Below are 15395 nucleotides of genomic sequence, written 5' to 3' on the forward strand. Positions count from 1 at the left end.
TTTAAATAATTTTAACATCATTTATCTTTATTCTGATTTTATAAGCTCTAATAAGTCTTCCATCTTACTTCCTATATTTTTAACAATTTCTAAGTTGTTCTCTTCTGCATTCATTGTTTCACTTGCATGAGCTGTTACCTCTTCAGAAACAGCTGATATTGTCTGAACTGAATCAACAATTTCTTGATTAGATTCTTTAAGATCTTGAATGTTATTTGCTAACTTATCTATGTTATCTCTAATAACAAATGTATGTTTTTTAATCATATCATAACCATGTGATGTATTAGAAGCTGATTCACGCTCCTCATTAATTCCTGAAATCATATTAGATATAACTTCAACTACTTCATTTATAGCAGTAGAAACATTTTCAATAAGTTCTGTTATATTTACAGTTGCTCCCTTAGTCTGATCAGCCATTCCAGATATTTCTGATGCCACTACTGCAAAACCTTTTCCAGCTTCCCCTGCTCTAGCTGCTTCAATACTTGCATTTAAAGATAATAAACTAGTCTGAGATGTAATTCCATCAATAATTTCAACTATTGAATTCATTTCTTTCATATACTCATTTAAAGTTTTTAATTTTTCTGCAACTTCTTCACCATTCTTTACAGAAGTTTCAACTTGTTGAACCAAAACATCCAACTCTTTACTTCCTGATTCTATAACTTGTAGAGTTTGCTGCATATTATCTGTAATTATATTAGCTGATTTATTAACATCATCAACTTTATTCTGAATTGCTTCAGTTTGTATACTTTGTTTTTGAACAGCATCTGCAGTTTCATTAACTCCAACAGTCACTTCTTGCATAGCAGTTCTAGTGCTTGTTGAAACTTTATCTAACTTCTCTAAATCCTCATATATTACATTAATTCCATCTTTCATTTTAGTAGAGGTATCAGAAACATTCTTTAAGACTTCTTCTGTTTTTTCTTTATTTTGTCTTATTACATTAAGTTTATGTTCATTATTTTCTTCTAATGTTTTTGTAGATATAAATGAATATATGCAAGTCATTATAACCATAACTATCTGAATAATGGAAGAATCTGCTCCTGCATAACCAAACTTTCCAGTAATTCCTCCCGCAATTACAAGGACAAAATTAACAGTTATTACTGCAATATTTACAAATAATGAGTACCTAACATCATTATACACTGCAATAACCAATAACATAGGAATTACAAACAAGAATACTAAATTATTTACAGCTGTAAATATAGATATAATATAAAAGGCTCCATATCCAATAGCTGCTATATGTTTTATTGCATTAGTATTATGATCTTTGTTCCAATATATCTTCTCTAATATAATTGGTCCACACCCAAACAAAACCATAATAGCTACTGTACCCCAATTGTGTAATCTAGATGCTGCTTGCAATAAACAAAAAAATAACATTATAACAACACTAATCATGTGAGTACTTATTAAAAGCGAATTATTTCTTTCACTTTCAGTCATTGCCTTTTTCTTCATATAATCTCTCCTCTTTTCTCTTATAATATTTTGTAATAAACATTAACATAGAAAAAAAGGATTAAAGTTTATTAAAACGTTTTTCTACAATATTCGATATTATTCCCCTAATAATATTTCCCTATGACATAATTATACTATTTACAAGATATATACTCAACAATATCACAATATGTTTAAATATTTCTTACAAAAAAGCCCCATCTACTTTTATTATCTGCCCTGTAATATAACTACTATCTTCTGAACATAAAAATACAGCAGTTTTAGCAACTTCTTGAGGATCTCCAAACCTTCCCATAGGTATTTCTTCTTCAAGATCCTTCCTTTCTTCAATACTTAAAAAAGAATTCATCTTAGTATCTATTACTCCTGGTGCAATAGCATTTACTCTAACACCACTTAATGCCATTTCCTTTGCCAAAGCTTTAGTAAGTAAATTAATTCCACCTTTGGTTACTGAATATAACACTTCACAAGAAGCTCCTACTTCTCCCCATATAGAAGATATATTTAATATCTTGCCTTTTGTATCAATTAAATGTGGCAAAGCAATTTTAGATAAATACATCATAGATAAAAGATTATTATTTATCATATTATCTATGTCTTCTTTAGTACAGTCCATGAATAATCCTACTGTACTTATACCTGCATTATTAACTAATATATCTAATCTTCCATAATGCTTCATAGTTTCTGAAATTATATCCTTACAATTATTGTAATCAGAACCATCTTTTTTTAATACTAACACATCTGAACCTATAGCTTTTACTTCTTCTACAAGACTCATTGCTCCTTCTTCATCTTTTGAATAAGTTATCACTATATTTGCTCCATTTCTTGCCATTTCTAAAGCAATAGCTCTGCCTATTCCTCTAGATCCTCCTGTTATTATTGCTACTTTTCCTATTAAACTTTCCATATTTACTCCTTTAATATTGTATTAAATACTCTTGTTGCATTTTTATAAAATATTTTTTCTATTTCATCATAAGTAAACCCATGTTTTTCTAAGGCGTATTCTAATTTATCCATTTCTGATATATTCTTAATTTCAACTTCACTATCTATTCCATCATAATCTGTTCCTATTGAAATAACATCGATTCCACCTATATTTTTTATATGTTCTATATGCTTTATCATATCAGATATTCGCGAAACTTTTGCATCACCTAAAAATTTTGCATAAAAATTAATACCAATAACTCCTCCTTTTTCTGATAATTTTTTTATCATATCATCTGTTGCATTTCTATAATGATTATGCATGAATCTACTATTAGAATGAGAAGCTATAAAAGGTGTCTTAGAATACTTTAACACATCATAAAATCCAGCATCTGACATATGAGAAACATCTATTATCATACCTAATTCATTCATTTTTTCAACTAATTCTATTCCTTCATTAGTCAATCCTTTATCCTTATACAGAAACTCATAATTAGGATACCCAAAAGCATTCTTATAATTCCATGTTAATGTAATAATTCGTATTCCTTTATTATATATATCTTTTAAAGATGCATTTCTTACAACTTCTCCCTCTTCTATAGATAAAATAGCATGCATCTTTGATTCATCTTCTAATTGATTTTTAGAAATTAATATGTCTATATCATCATTTTTATTTATTTCTTCAATAAAATTATTATACATTTTTTCAAATTCTAAATATGGATTACTAGCTTCTCCAATATCTATAAAAAAAGCAAAAACTTGTGCTAAACTATTACTTTTCTTTAATTTTTCAATATCTATTGATAAGTTATTTTTATATAATTTTTCTTCTTCATATAACATTCTGCTAGCAGTATCGCAATGTAAATCTAGTAATTTCATTTATTATATCTCCTTTGTTGTTTTCATTAAATAACATGCAAGCGGCTTAGGTCCTCCAATTACACTCCTATCTATATATAATACTGCATCCTCTCTAACATATACAGACCATTTAACCAAAGATATTTTCCCCTCTTCTATCTCTAAGCAACTAATAGAACTAGGTTGTACGCAACATCCATCATTAAAATATGGCACTTCATCTGTATCTGGAAATCTACTTCTGTGAGTATGCCCACATATTATCATCTTTTTGTGTTTCTTGGCCCATTGTTCTAACTTTTCATCAACTAAACCACCTTTTTTATAATTATTAGCAGGACTAGTTGGTTCTTTAAATCCTGCAACTCCAGCTAAAACTCTCCATACATGCCTTACTAAAAACTGGCTTATTTTACACAATTCATAGTTCATAGGATCTAATTGATTGCCATGAGTTATAAATATGTCTTTATCTAATTTAGTATAATTAAGTACTAATCCTTCCATAAACTCTACATTTTTTGCAAACTTAACAAACTCTTTTCCTATATGTTTATCTATACAATTAATTTTAGATATCTCTTTTGTTATAAACTCCTTATTACTTTTTGCATAATCATGGTTACCATATAACATATATAATCTCTTATTAACATTAAACTTATTTAATATTTTGAAAATTCCATTATAATTATATGCAATATCTAAAAAACTCTTATTTTTCCACAGTTCATCTCCATCTCCTGCTTCAATAAGTGTATATCCTTTTTTATAATAATACACTAGTGCACCAAAATAAATATTTCTATTTCCTATTAATGCATCTGAAAAGGATCCATCACCTCTATGAACATCACTAAGTATTATAATTTTAGATTTATCGTCAATGTTGACTCTCCTAGATTGCTTATATATTTTTTTCATAGAATTTTGTCCCATTATAATACTCCTACATAAATATTATAATTATATTTTATTAAATTTAAATATCATTGTTCCAAAAAAAATTAAGTTAGCCTTTAAAATGTTGTACTTTTTAATCTCTTACAAGTTTACAACATTAGGCTAACTTAATTTTTTACTCTATTTAATCCTAACAATCAAGAAATGTAATTTGCATTTTAATTCTATAGTGCTGACTTACCTCTTTCTCCAGTTCTTATTCTTATACAATCTGTTATTTCACTTACAAATATTTTTCCGTCTCCAACTTCTCCAGTCTTTACTGTTTTAGTTATTACATCAATTACCTTTTCAAGCTTTTCTTCATTTATCACTATTTCAATTTTAACCTTAGGTAAAACATTTATTAAAACTTCACTACTTCTATAATATTCTTTCCAACCGCCTTGTCTACCACATCCCATTACTTGAGATATTGTAAGTCCTTCTACATTTATCTTCTTAAGTCCGTCTTTTAACTCTTCAAGCTTTGTTGGACGAATTATTGCTTCTATTTTTTTCATATTTTAATCCTCCTAGTCTAATCCCATAAATGATGGATATGCTGATTCGTTATGTTGTGAAATATCTAATCCATTAGCTTCATCTAACTCTGACACTCTTATATCTGTAAATACTTTCATTATCTTTATTATAACAAATGTTGCTACTGCAGCTATTACTATTGTTACAACAATACTTAATATTTGAACTAAGAATAATTTAACATCTCCATAAATAAGACCATTACACATTATATCTGGATTAACCTTTTTGCTAGCAAATATACCTGTAACAATACCTCCAAATATACCACCAACACCATGACAACCAAATGCATCTAATGCATCATCATATCCAAACTTATTTTTAACTCTTCCCATACAGAAATAACAAAGAGGACTAACAAGTGCACCTATTATAAGTGCTGACCATATTGGTACAAATCCTGCACCTGGAGTTATTGCAACTAATCCTACAACAGCACCAGTTGCTGCTCCTAACATAGTTGGTTTACCATGTCTTATCCATTCTACAGCCATCCATGATATAAGTGCCGCAGCTGCTGATGTATTTGTTGTTAAGAATGCATGTACTGCAAGTGAATTTGCTCCAAGTGCACTACCTGCATTAAATCCAAACCATCCAAACCATAACAATCCAGCACCTAAAACTACAAAAGGTATATTATGAGGTTTGTATGAAACCATTCCATATGCTCTACGTTTGCCCAATAAAATACATGCTACAAGTCCAGATACACCAGAACTAATGTGTACAACATTTCCTCCAGCGAAATCTAATGCTCCTAATTCTTTTAAGAAACCACCATCGCCCCATACCATATGTGCAAGTGGATAATATACTACTAAAGACCAACATGCTATAAATATAAATAAAGATGAAAATTTCATTCTACCTATTAATGATCCAGTTATTAATGCACAAGTAATAATTGCAAACATCATTTGAAACGCTGCAAATAATGTTTCTGGAATAGTTGATGCATATGTTGCATTTGGAGCATTAGATACATTGTGAAAGAAAATGTTACTAAAATCTCCTATAATACCACCATGATTACCTCCAAATGTTAATGAATATCCAATTATCACCCACATAACAGATGCTAATCCACATATAAAGAATGATGATAACATTGTATTTAATACATTTTTTCTTCTAACCATTCCTCCATAAAAAAATGCTAATGCAGGAGTCATTAAAAATACTAATGCAGCACAAATTATAATAAACCCGCAATCTCCTGAACTGATATTTGCCATAATTAACTCATTCCTTTCTTTTTAAAGCCATCAAAAAAAGGGATAATATATCACAGATTATATCTCAATAATCTATAATATACTATCCCCATTGATAGTTCATGTTTAATACAAAAACTATCATATATCAAATTCTATATATTGTCAACTATTTTTTAGAATTTTCCATTTTATATTTTATTTGTATAATGGATGTTTATCACATAAAGCTTCAACTCTAGCTTTTAAACCTGATAAATCTCCTTCTTTATTCTTAATAGCTAAATCCATAATTTCTGCTATTTCAGCCATATCTTCTTCTACAAATCCTCTAGTTGTAACAGCTGCTGTACCTATTCTTACACCTGAAGTTACAAATGGACTTCTTGTTTCATTTGGTACAGTATTTTTATTTAATGTTATACCAATTGTGTCTAGTAATTTTTCTGCTTCTTTTCCAGTTATATCTTTATTATTTAAATCAACTAATATTAGATGATTGTCAGTTCCTCCAGACACTAATTTAAAGTCTCTCTTAACTAATTCTTCTGCAAGTCTCTTACAATTTGCTACAACTTGTTTAGCATAATCCTTAAAACTTGGATCTAATGCTTCTTTTAAACATACAGCCTTTGCTGCAATAACGTGCATTAAAGGACCACCTTGCATACCTGGGAATATGTTTTTATCTAAGTCTTTTGCATATTTTTCTTTACATAAGATTAATCCACCTCTTGGTCCTCTTAATGTCTTATGAGTAGTTGTTGTAACAAAATCAGCATAAGGAACTGGTGATGGATGAACTCCACCTGCAACAAGTCCTGCAATATGTGCCATATCTACCATAAATAAAGCTCCAACTTCATCACATATCTCTTTAAATTTTGCAAAATCTATTACTCTTGGATATGCACTAGCTCCTGCAACTATAAGCTTTGGCTTATGTTCGATAGCAAGTCTTCTTACTTCATCATAATCAATAGTTTCTGTTTCTTTGTTTAATCCATATGATACGAAATTAAATAATTTTCCTGAGAAATTTACAGGTGCACCATGAGTTAAATGTCCTCCATTACTTAAATCCATACCTAAAACTGTATCTCCTGGTTTAAGTACTGTAAAATATACTGCCATATTAGCTTGTGAACCTGAATGTGGTTGAACATTAGCATGTTCTGCACCAAATAATTCTTTAGCTCTATTTCTAGCTATTTCTTCTATTTCATCAACAACATAGCATCCACCATAATATCTCTTACCTGGATATCCTTCAGCATATTTATTTGTTAAATATGATCCCATAGCTTCCATAACAGCTTTACTAGCTATGTTTTCTGATGCTATAAGTTCTATTCCTTTTTGTTGTCTCTCTAATTCTTTTTCAATTAATGAATATACTTCATTGTCGACTTTTGTTAAATTATCAAAATTCATTATATCACCCCATAAGTTTATTTTACTATCTACCATTATACACGAAAATTTTTGAATTTAAAATGATTATTTAACTTTATACTAATTTAAAATTTTTTAATATCTTATTTATAATTTTCTTTATGCTATAATAAACTATAAGGAGGCTAGAACTTATGAATTTAGACAAAATATTACACATCTCTACTTATGCAGGTACTATTTTATTAGAAAGTGGCGCAGAAATATATAGAGTTGAAGATACTATCATAAGAATATGCAATGCATACGGAATCAAAAACGTAGATAGCTTCGCAACTCCTACTGGAATAATAGTTAGTGTTACTGATGAATTTAAAACATCTTCAATTGTAAAAAGAATTAAAGCTCGAGGAGTAGATTTAAACAAAATACATCTAATTAATGATCTATGTAGAAATATTAATTCAGATAATATTTCTCTAGATGAATTTTATGACAAACTATCTATTATCAATAAAAAGCCTACATATCCTCTATGGATATCTATCTTTTTTGCCGCTATTGCTGCAGGTTCATTTGCTGTTATATATGGAGGCAACTCAAGAGATTTTTTAGGAGCTTTTTTTATAGGATTAATAATAAAAACAATATCTATAAAATTTTCGCAAGCTTCTATAAATGATTTTTTTATAAATTTTACAGGTGGTGCAATTACTTCAATAGTTGCTCTAATATTAAACAACCTACATATCATATCTAATATAGACAAAACAATAATAGGTTCAATAATGCTTTTAGTCCCTGGTTTAGCTATAACTAATGCAATAAGAGATATTATAGCAGGTGATTATTTGACAGGATTAACCAAATGTGCCGAAGCACTAATGATTGCAATCTCTATAGCTGCTGGTACAGGTATCATCTTAAGTATCTGGAGCAAAATAATAGGAGGTGTTTTTTAAAGTATGATTAAACAAATACTTTTATCTACACTAGGTTCATTAGGTTTTGGATTTATTTTTAACATAAAAGGAAAAAAACTTATATTTGCTTCTCTAGGTGGTGGACTTGGTTGGGGAATATATAACTTATTAACTAGATTAAATACTTCTGTACTTTTTGCTATGTTCTGTGCTTCTATAGCAATAAGTATATATTGTGAGATTGCAGCTAGACTATTAAAGTCACCTGTTACAACCTTTATTATAGTTTCCTTGATTCCATTAGTGCCTGGATCAGGAATGTATTATACTATGTATGAAACAATTCAAGGAAACACTTCAAAAGCAATACATACAGGAATATCCACACTTGCTTGTGCTGGAACATTAGCAATAGGAATTATATTAGTTTCTTCTATAACAAGACAAATTGCAAAAAGAAAACTATGATTTACAATTATGGTTCTGATAACTAGTATCAATATTATATGTTTTCATAAATAACATGCTATCATTAACTATTTCTAAATAAAAAAAAATTAAGTTAGCTAAATGTTGTAACCTCGCCAAAATTCAAAGAGCACAACATTTTAAACGCCAACTTAATTTTTTTATTATGAGAAATTCTAAAATTCATTATTAAAATCAAACTCATTCTATTTTAATCAGTTACTGAGGCTAATACCATTATATTTTAACTTAATTCTTTAAACGGAATTATAATATTTTCTCCTACTTCTCTAGTTCCGATTACCTTTTCCATCCATACTATTCCATGCCACATATTATTTTTATAACCAATCTCTTTAAATCGTCCTACTTCTTTAAATCCTAATGCTTTATGCAATTCAATACTTTGTATATTAGAATCTGTTATTACACCATAAACAAGTTTAAATCCTTGCTTTTTTAGTATTTCTATTAATTTCTTATATAATGCACTTCCTATACCACATCTTTTAGGTGCATCTTTAGATAAATATATAGTAGCTTCTACTGCATAACGATATGCATCATGATGCCTAAGTTGACCACCATAAGCAAATCCTAATATTTCTCCATTTGATTCTGCCACAATAAATGGATATACTTTCTTTGTTTCTTCTATTTTCTGCTCATATTGCTCTATTGTTTCATTCTCTATAGAAAAAGTTATATTTGTATTATCAACATAATATTCATATATATCATGTATATCTTTTGCATCTTTTTTTTCTGCTATTCTTATGTTATACTCCATGTAATTTCTTCCCTTCTAAATAATCCCTTATTATTTATTATATATTTTACCCTTCACATCTTTTATTACTTATAAATGTATATAACGATGCTATAAATATTAAAATATATCCTATAAAGCTAAACTTATCTGGAACAGTATTAAATATAAATATACTTAATATTGTTGAAAATATTATATTAGAATAATCGAATATAGATATTTCTTTAGCTGGTGCATATTTATATGCTAAAGTCACTCCAAATTGTCCTATACTTGCAAAAACTCCTGCAAGAAGCAAATAAATAAGTTGTTTTATGCTCATTGACTTATATGTGGCTATCACAAAAGGAGTTATTACAACTGTTGAAAAAAATGAGAAATAAAATACAATTGTATAATACTTTTCTTTATTTCCAAGTGCTCTTACGCATGTATATGCTGCTGCTGCAGATATTCCTCCTAAAACTCCCACTATATATGGAATTAATCTCACACTAAATTCTGGATTTATTACAAATAAAGCTCCAATAAATGCAACTATTATAGGTATTACTTGTTTAAGTTTAATACGTTCCTTTAAAAATATAAAAGAAAATATTACCACAAAAAAAGGCGATAATTTATTTAACATATTTGCATCAGATAATACAAGTCTATCTATTGCATAATAATTAAAAATTATTCCTAAGGTTCCAAATGTACTCCTCATAATAAGAAGCTTTTGATTTTCTTTCTTACCAAAGCAACTTTCTTTATGTTTTAATACAAATATAAATGCAACTACTAACGAAACTAAATTTCTAAAAAATGTCTTTTGAAATGATGGTAAATCTCCTGCTAACTTAACAAAAGCTGACATCATAGCAAACCCAAATGCTGAAATTATTATAAATATAACTCCCTTTACTCTATCATTCATCTACTTTTCTTCCTTCCTATCTTTTTTCATATGTTATTATAGCAAAAAAATCACCAATGCGCCTTTATGAAACCATCGATTTCTTGAAGCCGTCGATTTTTTTAACCTTATGACAGGTTCTAAAACTTGTTTTTGGTGTTCTGTCATGGCAATATTTTTCCCTTTTTTACTCTTTAGGTAGTATATCCCAACATTACTTAAACAATATAGCAAAGATATTTATCCGTAATCACAAGCAAAATATAATTTCCTAAAGAGTAAAAAAACATCCTTTAATAAAAAGAATGTTTAATAATCTGTTTAATCTATATCATTATCCACATCATGTGAATGAGATACTCCATATATCTCTCTTCCTTTAAGTTTGTATTTTTCTCTAGCTTCCTCAACAACATCAGATAACATGTCCCTAACTTCTTTAGGTCTTTTTATCTTTGCAAGCTTTAACTCTTTATCAGTTTCATCACATGTATATAAAGTAATAGTTCCTACTCCAAATATTTTATCAAAAAAACTTCTCTCTAACCTAAAATCAAGTATCCTATATAATAGTAACTCATCTTCTTTAGTAGAGAAAAAACCATTTTCTGTATATAATCTATTATTTTTTATACAGTATTTAGTAAAAGATAATGGTAGCCCTAATACTCTTTTTCTATCTTTCCACATAATATTATCTTCTGATTTCATTATATATATCCCCCTTATATGTTGCCCCAAAATTTCATCTCTTATTTAAAATTTTTCTTCAAAAACTTTAAAATTAATCGTTGTCATTATATCTCTTTCTTGCCAATGAGCTTTACATCCTGAAAAATCTAAAGGCATACATTGAGGAATATATCCTAATCTAATTGCCTTTAAACCACCTGAATATAGTTTTGGAACACATGCAATACCTATTAATCCTTTTTTTCTCTCGTAATTAATAAGTTTAAACAAAGAACTTTCATGCGGAACTATATAAGTCATCATATTTTTTTCCTTTGCTATCTTATCAAGCTTATATATATTACATGATCTTCCACATGCTCTACATCTATATCCTTTTGATGTTAAAATGCTCTGACATTCATTAGCTGGTTGTCTCATACAACTTGGTAGAAACATAACTTTATCAGCACACTTTTTAAATTCATTACTATATACTTGATTTAGTATTTCTGCTGCTACCATATTAAAATAATATTGTATTTCTCCTTTTGTTCTTAAAAAAACATCTTCTTTTTTGCTTTTTTTGCATTTTTCAGCTTCTAAAAAACTATATAAATATTTAGTATACTTCCATAAATATTTTTCTCCAATTTGATATAACTTATCACTTATTTGAAGTGCCATAAACAAAATATTCTGTGCTAAATTACTTCTTACACTTTGTAGAAAATTTATCCAATTATTTATTCTAATAACTTCTTCTTCAAATTCATTAGTTGCTTCAAGCCAATCTTTTAGCTTAATTAGTCCTTCAATATTGGGATGATTTCTGCCCTCTACCTTTTTTAGTAAAATTTTATTTGACAACATACCTCTATATACATCTATCTTATGATAATTCTTGTTAGCTTTTATTTTTTTTACTCTTTGCTTATTAAGATAATTAAAGGGCATTTTTTTTAAGGAAGTAAATGCTCGTGCATTATCAATGTATTCATTAAACAGAACACCTATCATTAGTAATTCTAATCCATATTCTTCAAATGTTCTTAAACTCTCTATTTTATTAGCTTTTATAAATTCCATAAAAGCTTCAACATATTCTTTTACGTTTTCTCTTAGCATTTCTTTAACTTCTTCTGATGGTATAAGTATTTCTCTATAATAGCTATCTGAATCAAATTCGCCTTCCAACCTTAAAGAATACGTCTTTCTCATTGACATACACCCCCTCTCAATATTATTTCATCTTTTCTATATTATGTCAACCATTAACAATAAATTGAATTATTTATTTTTACTAAATATTTACATTTTTTAAAATTTATAGTATAATTTTTTTGTTATCATTTTTCACCCCACAACAAGGAGGTTTATATATTATGAAAAAACGTTATTTTTTATTAATTGCAATTATTGTACTGCTCCAACTGACGTTTACGTCTTATCAGGTTAACGCTGATGATAAAAACACTTCTGAATGTCAGGATTTTATAGAATCTATTGTTCCTGAAGCAATCGAAGGATATAAAGAATATAAAATATTGCCTAGTCTAACAATAGCTCAAGCAATACTAGAAAGTTCTTGGGGCAAATCTGCTCTTACTATTGAAGCAAACAATTTATTTGGAATTAAAGCTTATGATGATTGGACTGGAACTTCAATTCCAAAACCGACCAAAGAATATATAAAAGGTAGCTTTGTAGTTATATGTGCTAATTTTAAAGTATACCAATCACGAGATGAAAGTATAAAGGATCATAACTATCTACTAAGTTCTGATAGATATAAACTAGTTCGAGAAGCAAGTAACTATGTAGACGCTTGTTATGCAATATATAATTGTGGCTATGCATCATCTCCCAATTATTCTAATAGTTTGATAAAAATAATAGACAATTACAAATTATATAATTATGATACTCTTGCAAAAGATATAGTTACTAAGGAAGAAAGAATACAAAAAACCTTAAATGATCCAATTATCCTTACAGCAAATAATAAAAATTATACACTTCTATTAGAAGATGAACCTACAGAAAAAGAACTATGTGTTAATACTAATTCTATTAAAGATAGTAAAGAAGATACCAATAACATACCTCTTTTAGTATCAAATAATGCAATTACTAATTATAACTATTGGTATGTTATATATTGTCTTCTTCCAGCTTATTATTCTGACACTATCCTTTAAAAAAAGAATACAAAGCAAAGATTTTAAACTATATAAGGCAATCTTTGCTTTGTAATCATTTTATAACATCATACAGGCGAACTTACAATAAATATTTGTCCATCTTCATCTAAATAAGCTTCAAAATTTCCACATAATTCTTCAATTTTCTTCTCTTTAGTTCCAATTTTTATAATTGTGCCTGGGAAAACAACATTAGCTTTTATTTTTCCTTTTTCTGATACTTCAAGTCTTGTTATAACATTTCCCAAACTTCCTACTCTTCCAAGAATTATATTGCCTTCTGAACTTATACTACCGCCTCTTGCTACAGCAGTATTGCTTACAAACTTTATATCACCTATTGCATGAATTCTAGAATTATATTCTCCACCTCCAGTAAAAACTATTTCTCCTGTGGCTTTTATTTTGCTATTTTGAACATATTTAAGATTAATATTTATCGGAATAAGGTCACCACCTTCCCAATATTCTATTTCATCGTCTATTAACTCCAATAAATATCTCAAATCATTAGAACTCTTGATATTTGCTATATTTATTCCCAAAAATTTGTTTCGTAAAAATTCTATAAGTGGATTTACCTTTATTGCTCTACATATATTATAAGATATAATATTTAACCCCATCTTAGGCAACTCTTTAATTCTATTATCAATTATCTTTTCAACTATTTCAGTATAGTTCTTTTGAGAATCTGATTCTTTATAAAATTTGTTACTTAATTGTAGTAATAATTCTATTTTTTCTCTAAATAGATTTAATTGATTAACATATATCTTCTTATTTATATCTACCTCTCCACACATAACTAATGAATCTATAACATTACCATATATAGTTGTATCGCCATTGCTTATTGCCTTTGCCGAATAAATATTTCCACCAACTACTAATGAATTTCCTGCTTTTACAGTCATACCTTCTTTTATGTCTCTTCCTACAACTACATCTCCCTTGAAGTTTACATTTCCAGTGCTTAAATCTATATCTGTCAACTCATAACTATTATATACACTTATCATTTTACCTTTATATGAAGGCTTACCACTTACATCTGCTATTATTTGATTTCCTTCTATATGACAATTCTTATCTACTCTTACAGGAGTATCTCTAACAACATTTCTAGATAGCACCTCTCCATAAACATTCATTCCATCTTCGCCTTCAATTCGTGGAATTATTTCGGCTATTACTTCTCCTTTTGATACATTTTGTAATATAAATGTTTCCCTATAATCTATTCTAGTATTATCATCTACTTCTATTTTTTTATCTTCTTTAAACAATATATTCACTCTTGATGGTATATCTTGAATAACAGGCTTTCCTTCTGCTATTAATAGAGGCTTTAATATATCTCCTTTTGTTGCCTCTAACAAATTATCTTTGTTTATACCATAATTTATGTTTTCCAACTTAAGTAAATATATCAAATCATTCATAGTATACTTTGTTGCTTCTTTACTTTTTACTTTTTTAGCCATTAATATTAGATTCTTTTGTATATTTTGATCTATCAATTTATAAGTATATTGGGGCATATATTTAACAGTTATATAGGCTCTCATTTTATTATTATCTACTTTTATTTTGTATTCCCTATCTTCTTCTATTACTTCTGCTTCATATCTTATATTATCCATAGATGATACACTATATCTTCTTCCACTTATACATAGTTCTCCATTTATAAATAAATTTATTCCTCTACATGAAGCAATACTTATTCTTTCATCTGCATCATCATCTGAAATCACATTAATAACCCCATCTTTAATACTTACACCATTTAGTACTTCTTCATGAGTAGGTGTAGTATCCTTAGGTTCATCTATCTTATTTAGTTCTTCAAGGTTAGTTTTTATAAGTTTTTCATTAACCGCTTCACTTTTTATACGTTTAAACTTCTTATTTTTAGATTTCTTTAAAATACTCATGCCCTCACCTCCCAATATCTTATTTCAAGTATAGCACATTCTGTAAACCTTTTCTATGTAAATTGTCGAAATTTCTTGTAAACTATAA

The 15395-nt window shown here is 28.1% G+C and carries 15 protein-coding genes; 3 read left to right on the forward strand and 12 right to left on the reverse strand.

The genetic code is table 11. The features are described 5' to 3' along the window. Positions 1–27: 27 nt before the first annotated feature. The 7 genes from KQI77_RS05415 to glyA all read right to left on the reverse strand — a co-directional run bounded on the left by KQI77_RS05415 (position 28) and on the right by glyA (position 7469). Positions 28–1494: a methyl-accepting chemotaxis protein gene (locus tag KQI77_RS05415; protein WP_253289356.1), complete on the reverse strand. Its 1467-nt coding sequence runs from the start codon at positions 1492–1494 to the stop codon at positions 28–30. 187 nt (positions 1495–1681) lie between these two features. Further along, positions 1682–2422 (reverse strand): SDR family oxidoreductase, encoded by a 741-nt coding sequence (locus tag KQI77_RS05420; protein ID WP_216389205.1) that lies wholly within the window; start codon positions 2420–2422, stop codon positions 1682–1684. Between the two features lie 2 nt (positions 2423–2424). Continuing rightward, positions 2425–3345: a dipeptidase gene (locus KQI77_RS05425; RefSeq protein WP_216389206.1), complete on the reverse strand. Its 921-nt coding sequence runs from the start codon at positions 3343–3345 to the stop codon at positions 2425–2427. A 3-nt stretch (positions 3346–3348) separates the two neighbouring features. After that, positions 3349–4266, reverse strand: a complete 918-nt coding sequence (locus KQI77_RS05430) for a metallophosphoesterase (RefSeq protein WP_216389208.1) — start codon at positions 4264–4266, stop codon at positions 3349–3351. 188 nt (positions 4267–4454) lie between these two features. Beyond that, positions 4455–4793: a P-II family nitrogen regulator gene (locus KQI77_RS05435; RefSeq protein ID WP_216389210.1), complete on the reverse strand. Its 339-nt coding sequence runs from the start codon at positions 4791–4793 to the stop codon at positions 4455–4457. A gap of 12 nt (positions 4794–4805) precedes the next feature. Beyond that, on the reverse strand, positions 4806–6056 hold the full coding sequence (locus tag KQI77_RS05440) for an ammonium transporter (protein ID WP_216389212.1): 1251 nt from the start codon (positions 6054–6056) through the stop codon (positions 4806–4808). A gap of 177 nt (positions 6057–6233) precedes the next feature. Continuing rightward, positions 6234–7469, reverse strand: a complete 1236-nt coding sequence (gene glyA, locus KQI77_RS05445; protein WP_216389214.1) for a serine hydroxymethyltransferase — start codon at positions 7467–7469, stop codon at positions 6234–6236. Positions 7470–7624: 155 nt separating this feature from the next. On the opposite strand from glyA, the gene KQI77_RS05450 reads away from it, so the two are divergent. After that, positions 7625–8392, forward strand: coding sequence for a threonine/serine exporter ThrE family protein (locus tag KQI77_RS05450; RefSeq protein WP_216389216.1), 768 nt, complete (start codon positions 7625–7627; stop codon positions 8390–8392). Positions 8393–8395: 3 nt separating this feature from the next. After that, complete coding sequence (locus KQI77_RS05455) at positions 8396–8821, forward strand: threonine/serine exporter family protein (RefSeq protein WP_216389218.1); 426 nt, start codon at positions 8396–8398, stop codon at positions 8819–8821. 244 nt (positions 8822–9065) lie between these two features. Here the strand turns inward: KQI77_RS05455 and KQI77_RS05460 are convergent, their stop codons facing one another. The 4 genes from KQI77_RS05460 to KQI77_RS05475 all read right to left on the reverse strand — a co-directional run bounded on the left by KQI77_RS05460 (position 9066) and on the right by KQI77_RS05475 (position 12384). Continuing rightward, complete coding sequence (locus tag KQI77_RS05460; RefSeq protein WP_216389220.1) at positions 9066–9611, reverse strand: GNAT family N-acetyltransferase; 546 nt, start codon at positions 9609–9611, stop codon at positions 9066–9068. Positions 9612–9657: 46 nt separating this feature from the next. Beyond that, the gene (locus tag KQI77_RS05465; RefSeq protein WP_216389222.1) at positions 9658–10512 is read right to left on the reverse strand and encodes a DMT family transporter; all 855 of its coding nucleotides are present in this window, start codon (positions 10510–10512) and stop codon (positions 9658–9660) included. A gap of 300 nt (positions 10513–10812) precedes the next feature. Further along, a complete protein-coding gene (locus KQI77_RS05470; RefSeq protein ID WP_216389224.1) occupies positions 10813–11202 on the reverse strand; it encodes a PH domain-containing protein in 390 nt (129 codons plus the stop codon). Between the two features lie 45 nt (positions 11203–11247). Further along, positions 11248–12384 (reverse strand): DUF116 domain-containing protein, encoded by a 1137-nt coding sequence (locus tag KQI77_RS05475; protein ID WP_216389225.1) that lies wholly within the window; start codon positions 12382–12384, stop codon positions 11248–11250. A 164-nt stretch (positions 12385–12548) separates the two neighbouring features. Here KQI77_RS05475 and KQI77_RS05480 point away from each other — a divergent pair, with 164 nt between their 5' ends. Next, entirely contained in the window at positions 12549–13364 is an 816-nt protein-coding gene (locus KQI77_RS05480; RefSeq protein WP_216389227.1) for a glycoside hydrolase family 73 protein, read from the forward strand. A 68-nt stretch (positions 13365–13432) separates the two neighbouring features. Here the strand turns inward: KQI77_RS05480 and KQI77_RS05485 are convergent, their stop codons facing one another. Further along, complete coding sequence (locus KQI77_RS05485; protein WP_216389228.1) at positions 13433–15307, reverse strand: DUF342 domain-containing protein; 1875 nt, start codon at positions 15305–15307, stop codon at positions 13433–13435. Between the last annotated feature and the right edge of the window lie 88 nt (positions 15308–15395).

It is taken from the genome of Clostridium sp. MSJ-8 (genome assembly GCF_018918325.1).
Lineage (GTDB): Bacteria > Bacillota > Clostridia > Clostridiales > Clostridiaceae > Clostridium.